Source organism: Microbacterium sp. BF1 (genome assembly GCF_019279095.1).
GTDB classification, from domain to species: domain Bacteria; phylum Actinomycetota; class Actinomycetes; order Actinomycetales; family Microbacteriaceae; genus Microbacterium; species Microbacterium maritypicum.
In genome coordinates this window covers 1-746 of sequence record NZ_JAGYWT010000773.1, presented here as the reverse complement: position 1 = coordinate 746, position 746 = coordinate 1, and the positions used below count along the sequence as shown (strand labels likewise).

General features: G+C 67.7%; 1 protein-coding gene. It reads right to left on the bottom strand.

The genetic code is table 11. The features are described from left to right. Window positions 1-525, bottom strand: a 525-nt coding sequence (locus KZA10_RS16690; RefSeq protein WP_218683458.1) for an aminotransferase class I/II-fold pyridoxal phosphate-dependent enzyme, incomplete at its 3' end; no start/stop codon positions are given. Window positions 526-746: the final 221 nt, after the last annotated feature.

The following is a 746-nucleotide window of genomic DNA, read 5'->3' as shown; positions in this document are numbered from 1 at the left end:
CCTGGTGCGATCGCTCACCGTCGCGGCGAGCCGCTCGAGGTCGGGTTGGAAGTCCGGCGCGCGCAGCGGAACCGTGCGCAGCCGTGCCCCCGCGAGGGCCACGGCGGCGGCATAGGAGTCGTAGTAGGGCTCGAACACGACGACCTCGTCTTCGGGGCCGTCGATCAGCGCCAGCAGGGTCGCGGTCAGGGCCTCCGTCGCTCCGGCCGTCACGATCACCTCGCTGGAAGGATCGACACGGAGCCCGTAGAAGCGCCGCTGATGCTCGCTGATGGCATCGAGGAGATCCGGTGTGCCGCGACCGGGCGGGTACTGATTGGCTCCGCTCGCGATGGCGGCTCGCGCCGCCTCCAGCACCTCTGCGGGACCGTCCTCGTCGGGGAAGCCCTGGCCGAGATTGATCGCCCCGGTTCGAGCCGCCGCTGCCGACATCTCTGCGAAGATGGTGGGCGCGACGGTTCCGTCGGCAGCGAGCAGACCTGCCCCCGCTGCGGTACGACGCCATGCGCCGGGAATGACACTCATGAAGAACAGGCTAAGGCCATAGCTGAAACTCATCTTCGGCATAAGGAACGCACAGATACAGGCGTCATTCTGAAATGGTCGTCGAAGGAGCACACACCATGAACGAAGACAACCCCCAGGACCAGTCGGCATCCGCGTCGAACGACGCCACGCCGTCCACCGAGGCCGCACAGATCGCCGCTCAGCCGGTGACGGATGCCGCCGCTGACACGACCGCGCCG